Origin of the sequence: Halostagnicola kamekurae, assembly GCF_900116205.1 — an archaeon.
GTDB classification, from domain to species: Archaea; Halobacteriota; Halobacteria; order Halobacteriales; family Natrialbaceae; genus Halostagnicola; species Halostagnicola kamekurae.
On record NZ_FOZS01000001.1, the window covers coordinates 896,916 to 917,039 of the forward strand.

Sequence of the window (20,124 nt, forward strand, 5' to 3'; positions counted from 1 at the left end):
AGGTATCTCTTTTCGGGATTCAGTCCCCTAATTTCCGGGTCGTCCCTCCGCGCCTGCGGCGCGCTCGAGTCGCGGGACGAGCGCCGCTTCGACGCGGTCGGAGTACTGCATGAGCGTCGTCCCGAGGATGCTCATCAACAGCACGTAACCGACCGAGAAGGCGTAGATCGTATCGACGGTACCCGTCCCGATCGCGCCGCCAGAACCCGAACTGGCGACCGCGATGACAGTGCTCGCGATGATCAGCGAGAACTCACCGCGGGTGACCATCCCGAGGCCGACTCGAATCGATCGGCGCTCGTCGAGGTCGTAGATCCGACCGCCGAGGTAGCCGCTGACGAGTTTCGCCGGCGTCGTGAACAAGGCGGCGACCACGATCATGCCCGCCACGCCGCCGAACACGCTCGGATCGGTCAGCAGGCCGATCCAGAAGAAAAAGACCGCAGCGAACGTGTCTCGCAGGGGCGCGAGCAGTTGCTCGAGGTCGTGGACGTGGTCGGTCGAGGAGAACGCCATCCCGACGAAGAAGGCCGCGACGGCCTCGCTGACGCCGAGCGAGAGGGCGGCGCCGGAGACGAGCACGAGGACACCGAGCGTCCGGAGGACGAGAAACTCGAAGGAGTCCGTCTCGAGCAGTCGCTGGAACCACTCGGTTCCGAAGTAAACGAGCACCAGCAGTCCGACGATGAACGCCATCGCGGCGCCGATCTGACCGATCGCGTCGCCGACGCTGCCGCCGCCGAGAACGAGCGCCGAGACGACGGCGAGGTAGATCGCGATGAACAGGTCCTCGTAGACGAGCGTCCCGAGCATCGCGTCGGCCTCGTCGTTCGCGATCCAGCCGAGGTCGATGAGTGATTTGGTGATGATCGCCGACGAGGAAATGTAGACGATCCCGGCGAGGATGAACGCAGCCAGGAGGTCGCCGAAAAAGAGCCAGCCGAGTACCAGTCCGACGCCGAAGTTCAACGCGAGGTCGATCGACCCGGCTTTGCCGATCCGGTTTCTGGTCTCGAGCAGTCGCTCGAGGTTGAACTCGAGGCCGAGAAAGAAGAGCAGGAAGACGATTCCGAGTTCGGCCCCGAGGTAGATGAAGTCGGTCTCGGCCAGGTAGGGGAATGTCTCGCCGACGACTGGGGTGAGGAACTCGGGGACCGGCGCGGAACCGAGCACGTACTCGTTCAAGACCATTCCGAACAGGATGTACAACGGGATGACCGACTGTCCGAGTCGGTTCGCGAGAACGCCGGCACTCGCCGCCGCGGCGAACAGGACGCCGATCTCGATCAGCGTGGTTTCAGTCGCCACTCGCTGTCACCCCCTGCGAGCCCTCCACGGCGATCACTCCTGCCCGCCGTTCCCGAGCAACTGTTCGAACTCGATGCAGTCCTCGCGCTCGCCGACGACGACGACCGTATCCTCGGCCTCGAGGACGGTTTCGGGCGTCGGCGGCGTGATGACTTCGGAGCCGCGCTGGATCGCGATGATCGAAACGCCGGTTCGTTCGCGGACCTTCGCGTCGGCGATCGCCTGCCCAGCGAGGTCCGAATCCGCCGGCACGCCGTACCACTCGATGAACGTTTCGTCGGCGAGCATCGTTTCGACCCGGTTCGTCTGGACCGGCTGGAAGTACGCGCCCTCGAGGATCGTGCCCACTTTTCGAGCCATCCGATCCGGCAGTTCGAACAGTTTGTCGCTGTCTGCGTCCGCGTCGGGTTTCAGGTAGACCTCACGCTTTCCGGTGTTGTGTGTCACGATAACGAGGCGTTCTCCCCCCTCGAGTTCGACCTCGTATTTCTTCCCGACGCCGGGAAGGTCGCTCTCGTAGATAGTCATACCCTCTAGTCGAGACGGACGGATATTAAATACCGTGACACTCCCTCCGAGCACCGAACGATCGTCCGCTCACCCCGGGTCTCTCGAGGAGTCAGTTCGTCCTCGAGAGCGAGAGGAAGTTCCTTGAGGACCCGATCAGGACTGTTCGGCGTCCCGGCGCGCGACGATGCCGAGTCCGATCCACGTGATCACGGCCTCGTCGTCCTGGTTGTACGCCGTCAGTCTGGTGTCGACGTGACCGACCGTCGGGTCGTCCTCGAGCGGTCGTTTGTCGACGACTTCGACGGTCATCGAGAGCGTGTCGCCGGGCGTGACGGGTTTGATCCAGCGGAGTTCGTCGATGCCGCGAGCCCCGAGCCACGCCTCGTCGGCGATGTTTTCGACGAACTCGCGCATACACAGCGACGCCGTGTGCCAGCCGCTCGCGATGAGTTCCCCGAACATGGAATCTTCGGCGGCGTCCTCGTCGACGTGGTACGTCTGGGGATCGTACTGCTCGGCGAACTCGATGATCTCGTCTTTCGAAATCGTTCGGTCGCCGAAGGTGTGGGTATCTCCGACGTCGATGTCCTCGTAGTACGTTGCCATGCCTCGAGAACGCCGGTGAACCGAGAAATAGCTTGCTGGATCGATCGACCGGAGCGCCGACGCCGCGTCGGCGTTCGAACTCTTCGAGCGGAGTCCGAGACGGTTCGACGCGCCGACTAGTCGTCCGAGTCGGCCACGCCCTCGAGCAGGTACGTCGCGCTCTCTACGTTCGTCGCCAGCGCGGTGTCGTGGACATCGCAGATGCGCAGCAGGGCCGAGATGTCCGGCTCGTGGGGCTGGGCGGTCAGCGGATCCCGCAGGAAGACGATGCCATCGAGTCGTCCCTCCGCCACCTGCGCGCCGATCATCAGGTCGCCCCCGAGCGGTCCCGATTCCATGCGGTCGATCTCGAGGTCGGTGGCTTCCATCAGTCGCTTGCCGGTCGTCCCGGTCGCGATCAGGTCGTACTCGAGCAGTTGCGATCGGTGGGCCTGTGCGAACTCGATGAGTTCCGGTTTCTTCTCGTCGTGTGCGATGAGCGCCAGTCGCGTCATATTCCTGTCTTAAGACGAGTGTTGGGATAGTTTTCCGTGTCGATTCCATGACACCGCGCAGTTTCTCGAGTGACGGCGACAGCGTCGTATCCGGATCACCGTCCTCGGAGGCATCGCACTCGAGGCGCGGCCGATAGCAACACTTTCGGCCGTCGGGTTTGCACTCGAGGGCATGAACTTCTTCGATCGACTGCACGACCGCATCGCCTCGGTCGACAGCATCGTCAGCGTCGGGCTGGATCCCGACCCGAAACGTATCCCGGACCACCTCGCGGAGTACGACCTCCCGCGGTGGGCGTTCAACCGCCGGATCATCGACGCGACCCACGAACACGCCGCTGTCTACAAACCAAACGCCGCGTTCTACGAGGACCCCGACGGCTGGCGCGCCCTCGAGGAGACGGTCGCCTACGCCCACGGCAAGGGCGTCCCGGTCCTGCTCGACGCCAAGCGGGCCGACATCGGCAACACGACCCGACAGTACGCCCAGATCCTCGAGACGGTCGACGCGATCACCGTCAACCCCTACATGGGCCGTGACTCCCTCCAGCCGTTTCTCGCCGAGGAGGAAGCCGGCGTGTTCGTCCTCTGTCGAACCTCGAACCCCGGCGGTGCTGATCTGCAGGACCTCGAACTCGCGTCCGGTGAACCGCTCTACGAACGGGTGGCGGCGCTGGCAGACACCTGGAACGCGAACGACAACGTCGGCCTCGTCGTCGGCGCGACGAACCCGGACGAACTCGAGGAGGTCCGAGAGCTGGCACCGGATCTGCCCTTCCTCGTGCCGGGGATCGGCGCGCAGGGCGGGGACGCGGAAGCCGCCGTCGAGCACGGCCTCGCCGACGGCGTCGGCCTCGTCAACTCCTCTCGAGGGATCATCTTCGCCGGCGAGGACGCGGGAGAAGAGTTCGCAGCCGCCGCCGGCCAGGCCGCGGCGAAGTTGCAGTCCAGATTGAACCAGTATCGAGAGTGAGATTCCTGACTAGTACTGAGACCGAGCCACTGAATCGGTATCGGAACTGAGGCCGGCCGGTGTCGACGCCGCCGGTAGCTGTTTTTCCAGCGGTGGGCTATCCACCAGTGAAACGAACCGGTCGAATGGTCGATCAGAATCGGTGAATATCGGTATCGTCCGGTTGCTCGCCCGGTCGCGCCTGGGCCGCACAGTCCGCACAGAGTCCGAGGTCGCGCTCGTAGTGTTGCTCGCAGGCCAGCGTCCCGCAGTTGTCACACCGAGCCTGGGCCGGTCGCGCTTCACAGATCTGGCAGAGCCCACTTACGCTCATACGTCTTCGTAGGGACTCCAGGCGCTTGAAACCGCTCCCGGAATTGGTCATCCATAGTTGATATTCGCGCGAGAAACCCATCATTGTCCAGTGTCAACGTCTGACACTCAACGAGAAGGCTTTTGCGCTGTGACTCTCTACCGTGGCACATGAGCCGTGACCGGGCCTTACTCGAGCGGGCCCTGGAACGTGGTGAACAGGACGGCGGCAGCGTCGAATTCAAGGAACGACTCCTTCGCGACGTCCACCTCGAGGGCGGGCGACGCGAGAGTCTGGCCGCCCAACTGCGACACCGCGTCCTCTCCGGCGACGGCGAAGCGACGTACGTGGTCGGCGTCACCGACGACGGCGGCCTCGCGGGAATCGATCCGGAGACGTTCTCCGAGTCGATGGACGTCCTCTCCTTGCTCGCCGAGGAGGCCGACTGCCACATCGACGACGTACAGACGTGGGGCGTCGGCTCCGGTACCCAGACCACGGCGAGCGGCACGGATCGATCCGGCGCGAGCGACGACACCGCCTCCTCGGACGCTACGGGTCTCGTCGGCGTCGCTCGTATCTGTGAGGGTGCCGTCCTCGAGACCGACGACGAACACGTCGTGGTCGGAACCGCGGGCCACGTCGACCACGGAAAGAGTACGCTCGTGGGTTCGCTCGTGACCGGCAAGCCCGACGACGGCGACGGGGCGACGCGGGCGTTTCTGGACGTTCAACCCCACGAAGTCGACCGCGGGCTCTCCGCCGACCTCTCCTACGCCGTCTACGGCTTCGACGACGACGGCCCGATCCGCGTCAGAAACCCGAACCGAAAGGGCGACCGCGCGCAGGTTGTAGAGGAGGCCGACCGACTCGTCTCGTTCGTCGACACCGTGGGCCACGAGCCGTGGCTCCGGACGACGATCCGTGGGCTGGTCGGCCAGAAGCTCGATTACGGCCTGTTAGTCGTCGAGGCCGACGACGGGCCGACGCGGGTCACCCGCGAACACCTCGGCATCTTACTCGCGACGGAGCTGCCGACGATCGTCGCGATCACCAAGGTCGACGCCGTCGACGACGACCGCGTCGAGGAGGTGACGCGCGAAGTCGAACGACTGCTCAGAGAAGTCGGCAAGTCGCCGCTCAGCGTCGCGCGCCACGGGATCGACGCCGCGGTCGAGGAGATCGACGAGACCGTCGTCCCAATCGTCGCCACCAGCGCGATCACGATGGCGGGACTCGAGACGCTCGACGAACTGTTCGATCGGCTCCCGAAGACGGCGGGAAACGACGGCGAGTTCCGGATGTACGTCGACAGGAGCTACTCGGTGACCGGCGTCGGCGCCGTCGCCTCGGGGACGGTGATGGCGGGATCCGTCGAAGCGGGTGACGAGTTACTGCTCGGGCCGATGCCGGACGGCCGCTTCGAGGCGGTCGAGGTTCGATCGATCGAGATGCACTATCACCGCGTCGATCAGGCCCAGGCGGGTCGGATCGTCGGCATCGCACTCAAGGGAATCCAGGAGGACGCCATCGAGCGCGGGATGGTCCTTCTGCCCGCCGACGCCGACCCCGAGCCAGTTCGGGAGTTCGAAGCGGAGGTCATGGTCCTCAACCATCCCACCCGCATCGGCGAGGGGTACGAACCGGTCGTCCACCTCGAGACGATCGGCGAAGCCGCTGCCTTCTATCCGGAGAACGGGCGTCTCCTGCCGGGTGACAAAGGAAAGACGACGGTCGAGTTCAAGTTCCGGCCGTACCTCGTCGAGGAAGGACAGCGGTTCGTCTTCCGCGAGGGCCGCAGCAAGGGCGTCGGCACCGTGACAGACGTGAATCCAGCGGACTGAGTTGCCCCGGCGGACTCACTCATCTCACGCATCATATCTTTCTATACCGACCAGAACCGCCCTTAGCGGAGCCGATACCGGCCCGAATCGACCGCGACGAGTTCGAGGAGCTCGGCCCACTCGAGGAGCCGTTCGGTGCGCTCGAGCGCCTCCTCGCCGCTCGCTCGGGTCCGAACGCGGTTGCAGATGTCCGCGGGCTCGAGCGGCCGGTCGGCCGCCTCGAGCGTCTCGAGGATCCCTACGACGCCGACGACCCGCTCCCGAAACGCCGTTCGAAGGGACTCGGGATCGATCTCGTTCGACGTCTGGGCGAATCCCGCGGGCCCGTCCGCCGCTAACTCGAGCGCCCGGAGGAAGGTCAGCCAGTCCGCGGCCTCGTCGCGCTCCTCGAGGTACGTGCGCTCAATCAGCCGAGCACAGCAGTCGATTCTCTCGTCTGGACGCTCCGGAACCGCCGCTCGAATCGTCGCCACGTCCGCGAGGGCGGCGGGCGGTTCGGGAACTGGTTTGAATCGCATGGCGAGATGCGTAGCAGTGTAAACGCTACGCTTAGAGGTCGAACGACTCGACGAGCAGGGACTCGTTCGTCTCGCCGACGACGTGGGTCGGACCGCCCAGCACGTCTATCGTCACCTTCCCGGGCGCGAACAGGTCGGCGGGGACCTCCGAGAAGTCCCACTCGAGGTCGTCGAAGATCTCGGCAAACGGTCGGCCGTGTTCGTCGGCGGCCGTCGAGGCGACGTGCTCGAAGACGTCCGCGTCCTCGCGGACGGTGAGATGGGCCGTCCCGCCGTATGCCAGTGCGTCGTTCGTGCGGGCGATCGCCTCCTGTTCGTCCCCGGCGACTGGTGCGACCGGCGCTCGCCCGCTCGCCGAGACGATGTCTCGCGGATCGTAGCCCAGTTCCGTCAGCCGGAACGTCGCCATCTCCGCCGCTCTGGCCGCGCTGGTCACGCTGCCGACGAGGCTCCCGGTCGAGTAGGCGAGCAAGAAGACGCCGCTCGATTCGACCTCGGCGAGGTCGGCGACCTGCGCCGCAGCCGCCTCCGTCGGCTGCTCGTCGGTTTCGACTGCGAGCGCGGTGAGGTCGAACGCGTCGGTGTAGCCCATCTGGCGGAACTCGGTTTCCTCGGCGACCAGCGCTCGAGCGGGGCCGCTTCCGAGCCCCTCGAAATCGTCGGTCGTGAGCTCCCAGCTCGCCTTCTGTGAACACAGAAGGGCGAGAGCGGGCTGGTCGGTCGACAGTTCGACGTGCGGGATCGGGGCCCCGCCCACGTCGTCCAGTTCGGTGCTGGGGGTCGCCAGACCGGCCGTCTGGATCTCCGTCAGCAACAGTCCCGCTTCGATTCCGCCGTCGAAGTCGACGCCGAAGTCGAGGACGGTGGCCTCGTTCTCGAGATCGAAGCCGCCGATGTTCAACTCCTCGGCGTACTCGAGGGCTTCGTCGACGAGCTCGATCGCCATTCGGTTGAGACTCTCCATAGGTTCGCTTCACCCGCCTCCCTAAAACAGTTTATTAGTTCGAACCCCGAAACGGCTGACACGTGTCTTGCGCTCGCATCCGTTCATCGCTTCCGGGTTCGGGGTCCTGCGGGGAATCGTCCGAAAAACTACCGACGCCGACTCGAGCGAACCGAAGCGACGATCAAGCGACCTCTTCGCGCTCGGCTCGGTCGCGGATCACGTCGCGCAGGTCGTCGGCCTCGCGGAGGTCCTCGAGTTCGTCGCGTTCGACCAGCGCCGTGCCGTCGACGGCGTCTCGTTTGGCCCTGTCGACGACGTAGACGGAGTGGGTTCGGGTCACCTGCCCGATCGAACTCATGATCCGGGCGCGCTTTTCGGCCGCCTTCGTAAACTCGGAGTGACCGGTCAGAACGACCTCGTTGTCGCCGTCGTCTTGGTCCTCGCTGATCGCCTTGAACGGGGATCGGAGCGTCGGGTGAACGCTGTAGCCGGCGTTCGACAACACCGCGACGACTTCCTCGTCGTCGGGGTCTGCGGCCGGGTCCTCGGGGGTCGAGTCGCTCTCGTGGACGTCCTCTGCCCCCTCGAGCACGTCGACCGGGCTGGTCAGTTCGGAGGTGAACAGTTCCTCCAAGGCCATCGCGACCTCGATGGAGGCGTTCATACCGTCCTCGTACTTCGAGACGGTGCGACGGGAGACGCCGAGTTCGTTCGCGAGGCGTCCGAGACTCCAGTCGCGGTCCTCGCGTTCGTCGGCGAGCAAGTCGCCGTCGATGTTGACGTACAGGCCGCCGGGCGCGGCGTAGATCAGCGGCGGCACGCCCTCGATGAACAGGTTGTAGGCCGTGTCGGGGCTGAACACCGGAACTCCGTGTCGGAAGTAGACGACGTCGGGCTTGAGATCCTCGTCGCGACTCCGCAGGCCGATGACCAGCGGCGTCGCGTGGAGGTAGGTTCCGAGTCGCTGCATCTCGTGGCCGGTCGCCCGATTGAACGCGTCGATGTTGCCGAGGATTTTGACGAGCAGGAGGTCGTCGCCGCGGCGTGCTGCGATGTCGAAACTCTTCGGTCGAATCGCACACCGGTCGCTGACCACAAAGCCCGCGTCCTCGAGCATCGCGGTGACGTTGCCGACCAGTGCGGATCGGGACATGGGATAAAGTAAGCGACTGCTTCTACATAAGAGTTGTCCCGCACATCCCCCGGTCCCGTATTGCGTTTTCCCGAAATATCGGAGGTATATTTATATAGTATCGTTCACCCGGTCGAGGGCCGCTCGAGGCGCAGTCAGCTAGAATTCGACGGGCGGTTCGAGAAACGATCCGACGCGCTCGAACGGCGACGGCGCGGCGAACGTGCTCCGGCATCGGGGGCTTTAAGTTCTTCCTGTTCGACTGTCCCAGTGTAATGGCACGAGATACCATCTCAACGCCGAACGACGAGGATAGAGGAAGTCGGGGCGACCCGGCTGGATGCGAAATTCCGCGATTCTGAAAATCGCAGTTCATCACTCTTGCCCGTAACACACTCCCCCGAACAGACGATTCCGTCCGATCGTACCGTCCGCCTGCTCGATACCACGCTCCGCGATGGCGAACAAGCACCCGGCGTCTCGCTCTCTCCCGACGAGAAAGTCGAGATCGCTCGAGCGCTCGAGCGCGCGGGCGTTTCGGTCATCGAAGCCGGAAGCGCCTGTACCGGCGCGGGCGAGCGACAGGCGATCTCTCGGGTCACCGACCTCGATCTCGAGGCGCGCGTGACGAGTTTCTGTCGGGGGATCCAGTCCGACATCGACCTCGCGCTCGAGTGTGACGTCGACGGAATCCACCTCGTCGTGCCGGCCAGCGACCGGCACGTCGAGGGGAAAGTCGGGACCTCCCGGGAAGATAACCTCGAGAAGACCGCGGAACTGGTCTCCTACGCGAAAGACCATGACCTCTGGGTCGAGGTCATCGGCGAGGACGGCTCGCGCGCGGATCTCGACTACCTCGAGACGCTGATGGAGACCGCACTCGAGGCCGGTGCCGACAGAACCTGCTTCGCCGACACCGTCGGCCACACGGGCCCGGAACGCACCGCCGAGGCCGTCTCGCGACTCGCCGAACTCGGTCCCGTAAGTGCACACACCCACGACGACTTGGGCCTTGGCGTCGCGAACGCCCTCTCTGCCGTCTCCGCCGGTGCCGACCTCGTTCACTGCACCGTCAACGGGCTCGGCGAGCGGGCTGGTAACGTCGCCTTGGAGGAGGTCGCCATCGCACTCGAGCACGTCTACGACGTCGAGACGCTCGAGCTCGAGGAGGTGTACGACCTGGCGCAGGTCTGCTCTCGCGCGACCGGCATTCCGCTCGCGCCGAACAAGGCCGTGATCGGCGAGAACGCCTTCACCCACGAGAGCGGCATCCACACCGACGGCACGCTCAAGGACGACAAGATGTACGAGCCCTACGAGCCCGAGACCGTCGGCCGCGAGCGACGACTCGCACTCGGGAAACACGCCGGCCGCGCGGGCGTGAAAGCCGCGCTCGAGGAACACGGCGTCGACGCCAGCGACGACGAGGTCGCCGACATCGCGACGCGGGTGACCGAACTCGGCGACCGCGGTCGGCACGTGACGGACGCGGACCTGCTGGCCATCGCCGAAGACGTCACCGGAACCGAGCGCGAGCGCGTCGTCGAACTGGTCGACATCGCCGCGACCAGCGGGGGTCCGATCCCGACCGCGAGCGTTCGCCTCGACGTCGGCGGCGAGGAACGCGTCGCGAGCGGCACCGGCTCCGGACCGGTCGACGCCGCCGTCTCCGCCGTCCGCGAGGCGCTCGGCTCCGCGGCCGACGCCGAACTCGAGTCCTACCACGTCGACGCGGTTACGGGCGGCACCGACGCCGTCGTGACCGTCGAAGTCACGATGTCTCGGGACGACCGCACCGTCACCGTCGCCCGCAGCGAGGCCGACATCACCCGCGCCAGCGTCGAGGCGATGGTCGACGCGCTCGATCGGCTCCTCGAGTCCGATCGACAGGCGCTCGCGATGGCCGACGACTGAGGGTCGGTGTCCGGCGCGGCTTTTGCCGATTCAATTACGCGGTCAGTGAAACCGCCGTTCGGTGATCAGGCCGCGGGGATCGAACAGATAGACGAACCCCAGAAACAGCGCCATTAGGACGACGAACACCCGAAGGATTTCGACCACAGTGGTCGGCACGCTCGGCTCGAGCGTCGTCGCCATGATGCACGCGACCGCGATCCAGATCGTCCCGACGATGAGACGTGAGCGTTTGTCCATACCCAATCGTTTCGCTCGAGCAACGAGAATCGATCGGCTTTCGCTCGAGCGCGCGGGTGGTCAGCGCTCTCGTCTTAACGTGGTCTGCGCGTTCGTCTCTATCGCGGTCACCGCTCCCGTTTTCTCGCGGTCACTCGAGTCGATACCGCAACAGCGCCGCGATCCCGCCGAGATTCGAGAGCTGTTGGCCCGGCGGAAACTCGCTCGAGAAGACGGTCACCTCGCCGCCTTTCTGTTCTGCGGTGCGGACGATGTCGTCGACGTCGAGCGCCCACTCGCCGTCGGGGCCCCGTTCCTTCCGGAGTTTGTCGTCGAGGATCAGCAGTTCTTCGATCGCTCCGTACTCGGCGGCTTTGTTGACCTCCTCGGGTCCGTAGGCCGCCTTCGCGCCCTCGGCGATCCGGCGAGTGAGTTCGTCGATGGCCTCCGCCTCGCTCTCGATTCTGGTCTCCTGCTGGACGTCCGCGACCGCGCCGCGCTTGAGCACTTCGTGAACGCCTCGGTCGCCGACCGCGGAGGTGTCGACCATGGTGATCAAGTCGGTCAGGTCGGCGTTGTTCTTCTCGAAGTGCTTGAGCGCGTCCTGCTTGGTGAAGCCGGGCCCGGCGAGGATGATCGCGTCGACGTCCATCCGATCGAGTACCGCCGCGAGTTCGTCGAACAGTTCCGAGCGGTCGCGTGCGAAGTCACCCTTGCCGGTCGGTCCGGAGATCGTCGCCCGCTCTTCGGTGCCGTACTGGGCGACCGTGTGGACGTGGGCGGCCCCTTCCTCGACCGTGGCGATGGCGACGTCTGGGTTCTCCGTCGCCTCCTCGGCCTCCTCGAGGCGGGCCTCCTGGTCGGGTTTGAACCGCTTCTCGATCGAGAGTTCGTCGCGCTCCTCGACGTTTAAGGTGTGGTGAAAGCCGAGCTGGTCCTCGCGCGAACAGGCGACGATCTCGCCGCCGACGCGCAGTCGGTTGGCGAACTTGTGGAACTCGATGTCCTCGACGGCGATGGCGACCCACATCGGCTCGCGCTCGCCGCCCGTATCGCGCATCTGCTCGTCGTTTCGCTGGATCCGCCGGGTCGTATCGCCCGCGACGCGGTCGCCGGGCTCTAGGACGTACTGCAAGTGCCAGAGGTCGTCGATGCTCTCGGGGACGACCTCGACGCGCTCGCGGCCGCCCTCGACCTGCTCCCGGCTCTTGATCTGCATGGGCGTGTGTTCCGCGGGGGTGGGTAAGTGCTCTGCGATCCCTCGAGATGTAGCGGGCGCTCGAAGGTGTAGCGGTGCTCGAGGTCGATGGACTGGACGCAGGCTCGAAATAACAATGTCGAGCGGACTCGAGCCGACCCGGTAACATCGATGTCGCCGCCTCGTTTTGTGTCTGGACTGTCTACCGTCGGGTATGAACCAACTCGTCGACGGGGAGTGGCGGACCGACGCGTACGAGACTACCGGGGAGGACGGCTCGTTCGAACGCCAGGAGACGACGTTTCGCAACGAGATCCGAGACGATCCGGACGCCCGGTTCCAGCCCGAGGCTGGTCGCTACCACCTCTACGTCTCCTACGCCTGTCCCTGGGCGCACCGAACGCTGCTCGTCCGATCGCTGAAAGGGCTCGAGGACGCGATTTCGGTATCGGTCGTCGACCCGTATCGCGACGAGGACGGGTGGCAGTTCACGCCAGAGAAAGCGGGCTGTACGCCGGATCACCTGTACGGTTCGGACTACCTGCGGGAACTGTACGTCCGCGCCGATCCGGACGCGACCTGTCGGGTGACGGTACCCGTTCTCTGGGACACGCGCGAGGAGACCATCGTCAACAACGAGTCCCAAGAAATCTTGCGGATGCTCGACACCGAGTTCGACGACGTCGCGAACCGGGATGTGGACCTCTATCCGGAGGGGTACCGCGAGGAAGTCGATCGAATCATCGACGACATCTACGAGCCGATCAACAACGGGGTCTATCGAGCGGGCTTTGCCACCGAACAGGAGCCCTACGACGAGGCCATCGACGACCTCTTCGGCGCGCTCGAGCACTGGGACGAGGTGCTCTCCGACCAGCGGTATCTCGCCGGCGATCGACTCACGGAGGCGGACATCTGCATGTTCACGACGCTCGTCCGGTTCGATCAGGTCTATCACACCCACTTCATGTGTAACGTCCAGTTCATCCGCGAGTACGAGAACCTCTGGCCGTACTTGCGCGACCTCTATCAGACTCCCGGCGTCGCACAGACGGTCGAGATGGATCACATCAAGGAACACTACTACACGACCCACCCGGACGTGACGCCGTCAGGAATCATCGCGCGCGGCCCGAATCTCGACTTCGAGGCCGCACACGACCGCGACGAGCTCCCAGGCGGACCGCCGACGGAACTGGCCGCCTCGAGCGCCGACGACTGACGGTACAGGTTTCGTTCGACAAGCGGTTAGTAGCAAGACAAGCAGCAAGCGGTAAGCAGCGAGCGGCGACGCGGCGAGAATCTTTTTGACGACTCCGCGTCGACTCGAGGCTGTGCGACTCGTCCACCACGCCGACGGAACGCGGGAACCGCTCGCGAGCGACGTCGAAATCGCGGACACCCTCGTGAGCCAGACCCGCGGACTGATGTTCAGGCGGTCGATTCCCGACGGCTACGGACTCGCGTTTACCTACGACACTGCGAAGGCTCGAGACATCCACATGCTGTTCGTTTTCATGTCACTCGACGTCGTCTGGGTTCAGGACGATGTCGTCCAGCGCGTCGAGACGCTTCGACCCTGGCGCGGGTTCGCGAAGGAGACGGCGGACCTGATCGTCGAACTTCCAGCGGGAACCGCGAGCGCGGTCGATGTCGGCGACCGACTGGTTCTCGAGGACGACTGAACCGGCCAGCCATACGCCATTTGCCGTCACGTCGACGACAGTACCGAGACGCGATGGCATCGTTCAGCCGCGGCGCGTACTAGCTGTCGGCGTTCTCGGGGATCGCCTGATACTCCTCGAGCCAGGGCGGACGATCCGTGTATCGCCACTCGGCCCACTCGGCTTTTTCACCGGCGTAGTACGCCCGATACGCTTCGACCGGGTCTTCGCGGCGATATTCGTCGGGCATGGCCTGCGGACGCGGGGTCGGTTCCGTCGTCGGGAACTCGAGGTCGTCGGGGTCGATCCGCTCGATAACCTGCCAGCTCGCGTGGTCCTCGTCCTTGTCGTAGCGCTCGACGAACTCCGTGTTGAGCGCCGCGGCATGCTCGCGGAGTCGGAGCCAGTTCGCTCGCGATTCACTCGCCCACCGCGTCACGGGGTGGTCGACGTGGGTCGAGCGGTAGAGGAACTCCGCCTCGAGGCCGTTCTCCCGCGCGGCGGTACACAAGACCTGGGCCGCCTCGAGGAGGAGCTTGTTCACGTGCTGGTCGCAGTGATAGCGGGCGGCCAGCCGCGGGTCGTCGTCGAGCCAGAAGACGTTCATGGGGTCCGTAGACGGCGACGGTGGTTGAGACCGTCGCCTTACGAGTTTGGTCTGTCACGCTATCGAGAACGTCGAGAAATCGTTTCGATTCGAACGAACGCTCACCCACTCTCGAGAGCCCGCCGATCTCGGGAGCACGGACGGTTCGCCGAATCCAAGGCGCTCGTTTCTGCAGGCCAGCAGTATTTCAGTCGATAGCAGCGTCATCCGTAACGGGTATCGGGGTTTGGTATCGGTTATCACCGTTCAGATATCCGCAAGTGACGGGTTGGTGGCCGTTACTTCGACCGCGCTGTCGCCGGCTCGAGTCTCGGTTTCGATTGTGGTGGTCGCAACGGTTCTCGAGCGGGTAACCGCTACAATACAATTAGCGAAGTCCTGTAATTATCTGACCGCATGGAAGAGCATTCGAATCCCGAGCGAACGGACGGAGAGCGATCGAACTCACGCGACGAACGGCGAGCGTCAGAACGGCGAGCAACGCCCGCGGTCACCCGACGCCGAGCGCTCCAGACGGGCGCGCTTGCGGGTGCGGGGGCCGTCCTCGGTGCAATCGGATTGGGGACCGGCAGCGTCGCGGCGGCACCAGCGGGGAGTCGGCCCGACGATATCATCCATCTCGACTACGACGAGTACGACGACGTCAGCGACCTCTACTGGCTGTCCAACGGCGACGTCGACAACATCAACTTCGTCTCCGATCCGGTCTATTCCGGCGAAAGCGCGATCCAGATAGAGGTCAACGGTGACACCCACTGGGGTGCAAACGCCCACTACGAGTTCGAAGACGGCCTGTTCGAACTCAACACCCGCATGCGATTCGCGCTGAACACGAACTGGTCGATGGAAGGCCGAGATCCGTCGAACTGTCGGCTCTGGAACTGCGCGCTTTCTCTCGGCGAGGCTTCCGCCGGAGGGGAAGTCCCTGACGGGACTAACGGCTGGAGCAACCGCATGTACGTCACCAGCCGAGGAACGGACCCCGACGGCCCGTTTCATCTGCTTTCGGACACCTACCACATCGACGCGGCACAGGATCACAACTACATCATGGACGACGACGAGTACGCCCTCGCCCAGCCGGATATCGTCCCCGGCGTCTGGTACGACTTCGAGAGCTACGTCTGCGTGAACTCGGTCTCCAACGGCGAGGCCAACAGCGACGGTATCGTCCGCTACTGGCTCGACGGTGACCTCATCTTCGAGCGCGAGAACTTCAGCTTCACCTCGGATCTCGGCGACAACATCATCGACACCACCGGCCCCGTCAATCACTACGGCGGCCTCTACGAGGCCCCGAAGGATCTCTTCAGCTACTACGACGATCATTCGATGGCGCTCAACGGCACCTTCGAGTTCGAACCCTGTGGGTCCGGTAACTGCACGACGATCCCTGAGGAGGAGTCGGATCCCGAATCCGACGACGAGTCGTCCTGTGATTCGGGGTCGGACGACGAGACGGATTCGGACACCGCGGGCGACGTGGCCGAAGACGATCTCGAGGAACTCGAGGAAGCGCTCTCAGACGCCGGCGTGGAGCTACCGCAGGGATTCGGTGAGCTGTTTTCGCGGTAGGTGAAGCGCCGAAACCGTAGACTCGAGGCAAACTCGACAGTGAAACCCGTTCGAGGCGGTACCGCGAATGGCCTTCCCCCTCGTGGTCACGACGGCTCGAGACCAGACGACAGATCTGACGGAGACAGAGAGGCGGCTGAGCTGCTCGGAGTTGAGGAGTTATAAAAATTCTGATGGGACCGCCGAGAGTCGAACTCAGGTCCTACGGACCCCATCCGCAGAGGATACCACTACCCCACGGTCCCGCGTATTGACCGATGGGAGTGTAGCGTTTAAGCGTGTCGTTTCACGAAAACCGGCAGGCGGCGACTCCGACGATCACACGAGTACGCGTTCAAGTTCCACGACGGTCCCCGTCTCGCTCGAGGCGTCACCGACCAGCGTTCCGAGACAAACCGCCGATCCGTTCGGCGTGTAACAGGTGACGAGCGAGCCACGGTCCGCGTCCGGGACCTCGAGCACACCGGGGGCGTACACCGGCGCGCCTTCGGCGACCTCTCGAGCTGCACTGTCGGCGATGACGACCGCAGGGATATGCTCGAGGATTCGCTCGCCGGGGCTGACGAGTTCGAAGAGCGGCTCTGGCTCGTCGTCCTCGAGCCAGAAGGCGAGCGCGTCGACGAACTCCTCGGCGGTACAGAGCGTGCCGTCGTCGAACGGTTCCGTGGCCGTTCGACGGAGGTGGCCCATGTGGCCGCCGGTGCCGAGCGCCAGACCGATGTCGTGACAGAGTTTTCTGACGTACGTGCCGCTCTCGCAGCGAATCCGTAACAGAACCTGTCTGTCGGCGGCTTCGAGCACCTCGAGGTCGTACAGCTCGCGAACGCGCAGGCGACGTGAGACGGCGCTCTTCCGAGGGGGTTTCTGGTAGATCGGTCCCTCGAACTCCTCGATGACGGACTCGGCGTCCGATGGGACCGGCGCGTGGGTCTCGAGGACGGTGACGTACTCCTTTTGGCCCTCGAGAAAGGCCTGTGCGAGACGAGTTGCATCCCCGAGCATGACCGGTAGACAGCCGGTAACCTTCGGGTCGAGCGTACCGGCGTGGGCCGCCCGATCGATCGTCGTTCCGGCGTTGGCTCGCTCGAGCGAGTCAGCGACGGCGTCGCGGATCCATCCGCTCACCTGATGGGAGGACGGTCCGGGCGGTTTGTCGAGGTTGACGACGCCGAAGCTGAGCAACTCGGCGGGCGACCGGTCGTCCGGTGGGCCACGGAGAGCCATCAAAACTCGGCGTCCAGTTCGATCGGGGCTTTCCCTTCGTCCCCCTGTCGGTCGTATTCGTCGACCGCGGTGACGAGCATGTCGAGGACGGCGTCGGGCTCCCATCGGGCGGTGTTGACCGAGAGATCGTAGATCGTCAGATCCCGGATATCGATCCCGTAGTACTCCTGATAGCGCTGGGCTTCGCTGGCTTCTCGAGCTTGCGTTTCCTCCGTCGCTCGGTCCGGATCTTTGTCTTCTCGCTCGGCGATCCGTTCGCCACGAACGCTCGCGGGGGCGTCGAGCCAGAACCGGAAGTCAGCGTAGTCACCCGCAAGCCAGCCCGCGAGTCGCGACTCGAGGACGAGGTCGTCTTCCTCGATCGCGATCTCGCGAAGTCGCCGATCGAGATCGCGATCGATGTCGTCGTTTTCCTCGGCGAGTTTGTTGAACTCGAGGGGGGTATAGCCGCGTTCGTCTGCGAGCTCTCGGAAGATATCACCGCCGCTCACGTGCGAGAGACCGAAGGCGTCAGCAAGCAACTCGGCTGTCGTGCTCTTTCCGCTTCCCGGCGGTCCGGAGACGGTGAGTAACATATCTCACCTCCTCGCTACCCGGTAAAATGGGTTTTGAATCGAGCCCAATCGAGCGGGCGGAAAACAGCGAGTGAAATACTCGAGTGAACGGCTGGTCGAAGCCAAGACGGGATACTCGGCGCAAGTCGGACGATCGGCGTAAAACGGACGGCGTCGTTTGTGTTCGTCAGGTACTCGAGGGCGTCATGTCGATGTTGAGCGCTTTCCGTAACAGCTGAGAGAACCCCATCGAACAGAGGAAGTACCAGAGGATCCAGGCCATCATCGGTCCGAGGACACCCTGTTGCCACCGAATCTCACCGACCAGTGGCATGATGACGTACTGCTCGGCCCCCTGGAGCCTCGAGACTTTCCAGTACATCCAGAGGAACAGCGGAATCGTAAAGAGCATGATCCAGACCATCGGGCGGAACTGCTCTTTGAACATGCCCAGATTGTCCGCCATGGCTTCCATCTGCTCTTCGCGAGCCTGTTCCATCTCGTTTTCGAGCGCCTCGAGTTCCGCTTCGCTCGCACCGCGTTCTTCGGCTTCTTTCTTGCGCTCCCGAACGTCCTTCTGTTTCTCCTGTACCGCGTTCAGCCGCTCCTGATACTTGCCGATGCGGTCGGTGTCCATCAGGTTCGCCTGAAGCAGGGTCGAATAGAGACCGGTGAGCATCGCGACGGCGATGATCACGGCGTAGAACGGAAGTGCAGCATCGAGCGGACCGAAGATCATATTGACGGTTTGCCCGACCGCGTCCCCGATCGAGTTGATCCAGTAGCCGAACATCAACAGAAGGGAGGCGACACCGGCGATCTTGTCCCACTGCGACCACTTGGACCCCTCCTCGTCGATATCGACATCCGGCACGTCGATTCCACCGCCGTCGCTATCACCGTCTAACGCCTCGTCGTAGGCGTCCCGATTCGCGATTTCGAATCCCTCGTCGCCATCGACCAGAATGCCCTTCTCGATCAGCCGGCCCCACTGCCCGCTCGAGAGATCGTCGCTGACGTCCGACCACTCGACCTCTCCCCCGTTTCGATCCGCCGTTTCGCGGATCGACTCGAGGGCGTCGGCCATCGAAGCGTCCTCGCGGACGAGAGTGTCGATTTTATCGGCTGTACGAGTCATCTACTCGCCCTTTGGGCGGTCCGATATACAAGTGTTTTTCTTCGAATATCGGCGGGGGTGATCGACAGCGTGTGATACGGTTCAGGAGCCACGAAGATAGATCGACAATCTGTGGCTGACAGCCGGTCAGATCGCTGACTCGATGGTCTCTCTGACGTCGTCCCAGACCTGATCCGGCGCTTTCTCCCCGTCGACGCGCTCGAGCAGGCCTGCCTCTTCGTAGTGTTCGATAACCGGTTCGGTATTCTCGCGATACACCCGAAGCCGTTCTTTGACGGTCTCTTCGGTGTCGTCGTCCCGTTGGACGAGCCGTGCTTCGACGTCGTCGTCTTCCGGCGGGTTGTACTCGACGTGATAGATGTCGCCGGTTTCCGGGTCCAGGCGTCGGCCGGTGAGGCGGTGGACGAGTTCGTCTTCGCTCACGTCGAGCATGAGCGCGAGGTCGAGTTCTGTCATCGACTCGAGTTCCGACGCCTGCTCGAGGTTTCGCGGATAGCCGTCGAGAACGAACCCGTCGGCCTGGGACAGCGCCTCGTCGACGATCTCGTTGACGACCTCGTCGGGGACGAGCTCGCCGGCGTCCATGTACTCGCCCGGCGTGTCGTACTCGAGGTCGAGGTGAGAGATGTCCATCTCTTTGTTCGCCCGCAGCGCGTCTCCCGTCGTGATGTGCTCGATGTCGAAGTGATCGGTGATGTTCGCACTCTGCGTGCCTTTCCCTGCCCCGGGAGCACCCAGGATCAAAATTCGTGGCGATGCCATACCGAGCAGTACCACACCGTCGCATAAAGGCTTAAAGAAACGAGCACGTGAGACGGGTATGACCAGATTCGACGCGTCTGACCCCCAATCTCGGCGCTCGCTGTACGTCGATGCGATCGCCGCCCATCGGGACCGAGGGAGTCAGTTCGTCACGATCGAAGTCGACGAGAACGCGACCGCTGAAAACCCGGAAGCTGCCGATCTCGGCGTCCCGTGGCTCCAGTTTGCAGAGGGCATCGTAAACCTCGATTGCACGGGCGACGAACTCGAGCGGCTGAAATCGCTCCTCTCTGAGTTTCCCGCGTTCAGCATCGACGAGCTAACCCGGCCGGAAGACGCCGAGGGTGTCAACGTCCGCGTGAGTGCGACCGCCGATTCGGATCGAATCGCGCAGTTTCTCGATAGGGTAATTCGAATCGTCTACGCGTTTCCCGAAACGACGAGAGTCTGGGTCGTCGAATTGTAGAAACAGTGATACGACGGGCCGTGCGTGCACTAGCACGCAGTTGAACGAGGTTCGACCGCTCGCGCGCTGGACATTGAGATCATCGAGAGAGGTTGCTCGAGCGTGCTAGAACAGATGCGACATTCACGGCCCGAACATCTTCGCCTCAATGGCCGGCTCGAGCGGTAATACGTAGTTTCT

The 20,124-nt window shown here is 63.9% G+C and carries 21 protein-coding genes, 1 tRNA gene and 1 pseudogene; 7 read left to right on the forward strand and 16 right to left on the reverse strand.

The features are described from left to right. Positions 1–27: 27 nt before the first annotated feature. From BM348_RS04485 to BM348_RS04500, 4 genes are all read right to left on the reverse strand, one after another. Positions 28–1,308 (reverse strand): cation:proton antiporter, encoded by a 1,281-nt coding sequence (locus BM348_RS04485; RefSeq protein WP_092902399.1) that lies wholly within the window; start codon positions 1,306–1,308, stop codon positions 28–30. A gap of 33 nt (positions 1,309–1,341) precedes the next feature. Beyond that, a complete protein-coding gene (locus BM348_RS04490; RefSeq protein WP_092902401.1) occupies positions 1,342–1,836 on the reverse strand; it encodes a cation:proton antiporter regulatory subunit in 495 nt (164 codons plus the stop codon). A 135-nt stretch (positions 1,837–1,971) separates the two neighbouring features. After that, the gene (locus BM348_RS04495) at positions 1,972–2,424 is read right to left on the reverse strand and encodes a MaoC family dehydratase (protein ID WP_092902403.1); all 453 of its coding nucleotides are present in this window, start codon (positions 2,422–2,424) and stop codon (positions 1,972–1,974) included. 116 nt (positions 2,425–2,540) lie between these two features. Beyond that, the gene (locus BM348_RS04500; RefSeq protein WP_092902405.1) at positions 2,541–2,918 is read right to left on the reverse strand and encodes a methylglyoxal synthase; all 378 of its coding nucleotides are present in this window, start codon (positions 2,916–2,918) and stop codon (positions 2,541–2,543) included. Between the two features lie 172 nt (positions 2,919–3,090). Here BM348_RS04500 and pyrF point away from each other — a divergent pair, with 172 nt between their 5' ends. After that, a complete protein-coding gene (pyrF, locus tag BM348_RS04505; protein ID WP_092902407.1) occupies positions 3,091–3,891 on the forward strand; it encodes an orotidine-5'-phosphate decarboxylase in 801 nt (266 codons plus the stop codon). Positions 3,892–4,024: 133 nt separating this feature from the next. Here pyrF and BM348_RS04510 read toward each other — a convergent pair whose 3' ends face one another. Continuing rightward, entirely contained in the window at positions 4,025–4,204 is a 180-nt protein-coding gene (locus tag BM348_RS04510) for a hypothetical protein (protein WP_092902409.1), read from the reverse strand. 149 nt (positions 4,205–4,353) lie between these two features. Between BM348_RS04510 and BM348_RS04515 the strand changes: the two genes are divergently transcribed. Beyond that, entirely contained in the window at positions 4,354–6,027 is a 1,674-nt protein-coding gene (locus BM348_RS04515) for a GTPBP1 family GTP-binding protein (RefSeq protein ID WP_092902411.1), read from the forward strand. A 62-nt stretch (positions 6,028–6,089) separates the two neighbouring features. Here the strand turns inward: BM348_RS04515 and BM348_RS04520 are convergent, their stop codons facing one another. The 3 genes from BM348_RS04520 to BM348_RS04530 all read right to left on the reverse strand — a co-directional run bounded on the left by BM348_RS04520 (position 6,090) and on the right by BM348_RS04530 (position 8,644). Next, positions 6,090–6,545 carry a hypothetical protein gene (locus tag BM348_RS04520; RefSeq protein WP_092902413.1) on the reverse strand — a complete coding sequence of 152 codons (456 nt, stop codon included), beginning with the start codon at positions 6,543–6,545 and terminating at the stop codon, positions 6,090–6,092. 31 nt (positions 6,546–6,576) lie between these two features. After that, the gene (gene mch, locus BM348_RS04525) at positions 6,577–7,509 is read right to left on the reverse strand and encodes a methenyltetrahydromethanopterin cyclohydrolase (protein WP_092902415.1); all 933 of its coding nucleotides are present in this window, start codon (positions 7,507–7,509) and stop codon (positions 6,577–6,579) included. 163 nt (positions 7,510–7,672) lie between these two features. Next, positions 7,673–8,644, reverse strand: a complete 972-nt coding sequence (locus BM348_RS04530) for a transcriptional regulator (protein WP_092902417.1) — start codon at positions 8,642–8,644, stop codon at positions 7,673–7,675. Between the two features lie 360 nt (positions 8,645–9,004). Here BM348_RS04530 and BM348_RS04535 point away from each other — a divergent pair, with 360 nt between their 5' ends. Continuing rightward, the gene (locus BM348_RS04535; RefSeq protein WP_092902419.1) at positions 9,005–10,537 is read left to right on the forward strand and encodes a (R)-citramalate synthase; all 1,533 of its coding nucleotides are present in this window, start codon (positions 9,005–9,007) and stop codon (positions 10,535–10,537) included. 42 nt (positions 10,538–10,579) lie between these two features. Here BM348_RS04535 and BM348_RS04540 read toward each other — a convergent pair whose 3' ends face one another. After that, on the reverse strand, positions 10,580–10,777 hold the full coding sequence (locus tag BM348_RS04540; protein WP_092902421.1) for a hypothetical protein: 198 nt from the start codon (positions 10,775–10,777) through the stop codon (positions 10,580–10,582). A 130-nt stretch (positions 10,778–10,907) separates the two neighbouring features. Further along, complete coding sequence (locus tag BM348_RS04545; RefSeq protein ID WP_092902423.1) at positions 10,908–11,975, reverse strand: mRNA surveillance protein pelota; 1,068 nt, start codon at positions 11,973–11,975, stop codon at positions 10,908–10,910. A gap of 193 nt (positions 11,976–12,168) precedes the next feature. Here BM348_RS04545 and BM348_RS04550 point away from each other — a divergent pair, with 193 nt between their 5' ends. Together BM348_RS04550 and BM348_RS04555 are read left to right on the forward strand one after the other, a co-directional pair. Continuing rightward, positions 12,169–13,176, forward strand: coding sequence for a glutathione S-transferase family protein (locus BM348_RS04550; protein WP_092902425.1), 1,008 nt, complete (start codon positions 12,169–12,171; stop codon positions 13,174–13,176). Positions 13,177–13,288: 112 nt separating this feature from the next. Continuing rightward, positions 13,289–13,639, forward strand: a complete 351-nt coding sequence (locus BM348_RS04555) for a DUF192 domain-containing protein (RefSeq protein WP_092902427.1) — start codon at positions 13,289–13,291, stop codon at positions 13,637–13,639. Positions 13,640–13,718: 79 nt separating this feature from the next. Here BM348_RS04555 and BM348_RS04560 read toward each other — a convergent pair whose 3' ends face one another. Next, positions 13,719–14,225 carry a hypothetical protein gene (locus BM348_RS04560; protein WP_092902429.1) on the reverse strand — a complete coding sequence of 169 codons (507 nt, stop codon included), beginning with the start codon at positions 14,223–14,225 and terminating at the stop codon, positions 13,719–13,721. Between the two features lie 396 nt (positions 14,226–14,621). On the opposite strand from BM348_RS04560, the pseudogene BM348_RS04565 reads away from it, so the two are divergent. Further along, positions 14,622–15,593: pseudogene (locus BM348_RS04565) on the forward strand (hypothetical protein); the annotation flags it as partial. A gap of 381 nt (positions 15,594–15,974) precedes the next feature. On the opposite strand, the gene BM348_RS04570 reads toward BM348_RS04565, so the two are convergent. The 5 genes from BM348_RS04570 to BM348_RS04590 form a co-directional block, all read right to left on the reverse strand. Next, a tRNA-Pro gene (locus BM348_RS04570) sits at positions 15,975–16,045 on the reverse strand. A gap of 73 nt (positions 16,046–16,118) precedes the next feature. Then, positions 16,119–17,024 carry an RNA-guided pseudouridylation complex pseudouridine synthase subunit Cbf5 gene (locus BM348_RS04575; protein ID WP_092902431.1) on the reverse strand — a complete coding sequence of 302 codons (906 nt, stop codon included), beginning with the start codon at positions 17,022–17,024 and terminating at the stop codon, positions 16,119–16,121. Beyond that, on the reverse strand, positions 17,024–17,599 hold the full coding sequence (cmk, locus tag BM348_RS04580; protein ID WP_092902433.1) for a (d)CMP kinase: 576 nt from the start codon (positions 17,597–17,599) through the stop codon (positions 17,024–17,026). Before cmk ends, BM348_RS04575 begins: the two co-directional genes overlap by 1 nt. A 166-nt stretch (positions 17,600–17,765) precedes the next feature. Continuing rightward, positions 17,766–18,716 (reverse strand): DUF106 domain-containing protein, encoded by a 951-nt coding sequence (locus BM348_RS04585; RefSeq protein WP_092902435.1) that lies wholly within the window; start codon positions 18,714–18,716, stop codon positions 17,766–17,768. Positions 18,717–18,842: 126 nt separating this feature from the next. After that, entirely contained in the window at positions 18,843–19,478 is a 636-nt protein-coding gene (locus tag BM348_RS04590) for an adenylate kinase (RefSeq protein ID WP_092902437.1), read from the reverse strand. 58 nt (positions 19,479–19,536) lie between these two features. On the opposite strand from BM348_RS04590, the gene BM348_RS04595 reads away from it, so the two are divergent. Then, positions 19,537–19,944 (forward strand): hypothetical protein, encoded by a 408-nt coding sequence (locus tag BM348_RS04595; protein ID WP_092902439.1) that lies wholly within the window; start codon positions 19,537–19,539, stop codon positions 19,942–19,944. Positions 19,945–20,124 lie beyond the last annotated feature (180 nt).